We start from the raw sequence: 3099 nt of genomic DNA, 5'->3' as shown, positions 1-3099 counted from the left end.
AAACTCACGCTTGGCTTTTATCAAGCACTGGGGGCAACAGGTTTAGAACTCCTTCAGCAAACCCTAGCAGCTATCCCCGCCGACATTCCAGTAATTTTAGACGCCAAGCACAGCGACCTCAACACCAGCACCCTGTTTGCCCAAACCGTCTTTGAAGACTGGAAAGTGGATGCTGTCACCTTGAATCCTTACCCAGGACTTGACTTAGCGGCTCCCTTTTTGGTCTATCCTGGCAAAGCTGTCTTTGTGGTCTGTACCACTGACAACCCATCAGCCGCCGTGTTGCAAGAATATCCAGACACCGGGCTACCCTTTTACATCCATTTGATAAAAGAAGCGCAAACTTGGGGCACCCAAGAACAACTAGGGCTAGAAGTAGGCGCTGCAATGCCGGAAACTCTGACTCGCATCCGCAATATCGCACCAGAACGCCTCATATTCGTGCAGGGATGGTCAGAAAACCAAAACTTAAGTGAAATTCTAGCGGCTGGCTTAAACAGCTATGGAGAAGGGCTACTCCTGCCAGTTCCCCTAGATTTATTAACCACCGAACACCCCGCTGAGGCTGTCCAAGCCTTACGCGACACGGTTAATGAAGAACGTCTCAGAATTGTCCAGGAAAGCCCCACCTGTGACTTGTGGCTTCCGGATGTCTGCTTCTTGCAACATTCTCCCAACCGAGATTTGATTTTGCAACTCTACGACCTGGGTTGCATTATGTTTGGCGATCGCGTGCAAGCCTCTGGAGCGATTTTTCCCTACTACATCGACCTGCGCGTCATCATCTCCCAACCGCAAATCTTCCATCAAATCTTGAGTGCTTACGCCGAGATTCTCAAAAATTTGCACTTTGACCGAATAGCTGGAATCCCTTACGGTTCCTTACCCACCGCTACAGGGTTAGCGCTGCGCCTAGACCGTCCGATGATTTTTCCGCGCAAGGAGGTAAAATCTCACGGCACCCAACGAGTCATCGAAGGTCATTTCCAACCGGGAGAAACCATTGTCGTTGTCGATGATATTCTCATCAGCGGCAAGAGCGCTATGCAAGGGGCAATGAAACTCAAAGATGCTGGATTAAATGTCGAAGATATTGTGGTGTTGATCGACCATGAAAAAGGAGTCAAAGATCGGCTTCAGGAAAACGGCTATCGGGGTCATTCTGTGCTGAGGATGGGGGAAGTTGCCGAAACGCTGTACGAGGCGGGGCGGATCAATTCCGAGCAATTCCAAATTTTGAGCCATTAGCCCCGCCCATTGGAGGTCATCATACAAATGCGTCTACGCATCGTTTAACAGTCTCAAGTACCGATGAAGAAAGGCTCTCCAATTCATAGCCGCCTTCTAAACCAAATAATATTTTGGGTGTAATCTCTAAACAATAATCAGTGATGATGCTGTAATCTTGGGGCTGTAAATTGATTTTAGAAAGCAAGTCTGTTTGATTCGCATCATACCCAGCACTGATGATTAATATATCAGGACAAAAATCTTTGAAAAAGGGAATGACGCTCTCCTCGAATAACTTACGGTAATCCTGTATATTGCTGCCTGGAGCAATCGGAAGATTCAACACATTGTTATACTTACCCCGTTCCTCAGGCTTTCCAGTATGGGGATAGCCAGGGGATTGATGAATGGAACAGAAAGCCATGTTAGGGATATTTTCTACGGCTGTTTGGGTTCCATTCCCGTGATGTACATCCCAATCAAGAATTCCAACTCGCTGAATTCCGATGGATTGAGCGTAAATGGCAGCGATCGCTGCATTGCAGAAAATACAAAAACCCATTCCTTCATCTTTGAGGGCATGATGTCCAGGTGGTCTTGCCAGAACAAAAGCTGGACGTTTTAACTGCGAAACCACATCAATACCATCTAACCAAGCACTGACTGCAAGGCAAGCAACATCAAAGCTTTGAGGCGAGATTTGAGTTGATTCAAAACACCCCCAACCCCGCTCAGAATAAGTACGAACTTCCTGAATGTAATCAGAGGAATGAATTTGTTCGATCGCTGTGATAACATTTCTTGAGTTAGAAGGACTCAGCCATCGGATTTTATCGGCTATCGTTGAGCTTCGCAATTTATCGACAATAGCAGTGAGTCGCTCTGGCTGTTCAGGATGCATATATCCTGTTTCATGCTGAAGAAATTTATCTGAATAGAAGATGGTAATCATTCAGTTGTTTCCACAATTTTGAAATTACCGCTAGACCCTTCAGGTTGGGGTTGAACGACCGCCTGCATACCAAATCTATGAGAAGGTAGCTGATTGGCAATCCCACTACTTGTTATACACGACTGGTTATACCCGGTGTTGAGGCTCAGTCAAGCTCACCGTCTCCCAAACTTTCTCGTTTGACTTGTACTCCACCTTTCTTGCGGTATGCACATGGAACAACTTTCGAGACTCCTACAAGAATAGACTTCATCTCCCAACCGCAAATCTTCTATCAAATCTTGAGTGTTTACGCCGAGATTCTCAAAGATTTGCACTTTGACCGAATTGCCGGAATCCCTTACGGTTCCTTAGCCACGGCTACAGGGTTAGCGCTGCGCCTAGACCGTCCGATGATTTTCCTCTCAAATTTTGAAAGCTTTTAAGTTAGGACTGACGCAGAGATCCCACTCACTCCCCGATAAATGAAGGGTTAGTGAATCTCTAAGTTTCAAGCTTTCAGAGCGTAAGTCCTGTAAATAATTTCCTCAGCCGTAATCCTACTGAAATCCAACCAGATGAGGTGCGCGTATTAACTGTAAGTTACTGATTTATGAATAAGGAGACACCAACATGGAGAGGGAAAATACCTTTGCCAAAAGATTCTTGCGTCCCAGCAAAACATTCTCACGGCGTGGGATTATGGTGGCGGGGACTGTGACTGGCGTAGCGAGTGCTTTAGGGCTGACCGCGATCGCAGACGGTGCCAGTGCTGCCTCTAGAGAGGATAAAAGAAATGATGCTGCCATCCTCAATAAAGCTTTGTTTTTCGAGCATCAAGCGATTTGGGCGTATGGTTTTGCGGCAACAAAGCTGAGTGACACCGATGTAGGCAAAGCTGTTTTGGCGTTGGCACTCCGCAACCAAGCCGATCACAA

Annotated in this window: 2 protein-coding genes and 2 pseudogenes; 3 read left to right on the top strand and 1 reads right to left on the bottom strand. The window is 46.7% G+C overall.

Features of this window, described 5'->3' with window-relative positions; all coding sequences use genetic code 11:
* On the top strand, window positions 1-1248 hold a 1248-nt coding region (locus tag H6F50_RS08055), incomplete at its 5' end, for a bifunctional orotidine-5'-phosphate decarboxylase/orotate phosphoribosyltransferase (protein ID WP_190428196.1).
* Window positions 1249-1267: 19 nt separating this feature from the next.
* Here H6F50_RS08055 and H6F50_RS08050 read toward each other — a convergent pair.
* On the bottom strand, window positions 1268-2182 hold the full coding sequence (locus H6F50_RS08050) for a histone deacetylase (protein WP_190428194.1): 915 nt from the start codon (window positions 2180-2182) through the stop codon (window positions 1268-1270).
* A 251-nt stretch (window positions 2183-2433) separates the two neighbouring features.
* Between H6F50_RS08050 and H6F50_RS08045 the strand changes: the two are divergent.
* Together H6F50_RS08045 and H6F50_RS26430 are read left to right on the top strand one after the other, a co-directional pair.
* A pseudogene (locus H6F50_RS08045) lies at window positions 2434-2583 on the top strand (bifunctional orotidine-5'-phosphate decarboxylase/orotate phosphoribosyltransferase); the annotation flags it as partial.
* A 211-nt stretch (window positions 2584-2794) separates the two neighbouring features.
* Window positions 2795-3099 (top strand): annotated as a pseudogene (locus tag H6F50_RS26430) (DUF4439 domain-containing protein); the annotation flags it as partial.

This window comes from Coleofasciculus sp. FACHB-712 (assembly GCF_014695635.1).
Lineage (GTDB): Bacteria > Cyanobacteriota > Cyanobacteriia > Cyanobacteriales > FACHB-T130 > FACHB-T130.
The sequence above is the reverse complement of the archived record's forward strand: the minus strand, read 5'-3'. Positions and strand labels throughout refer to the sequence as shown.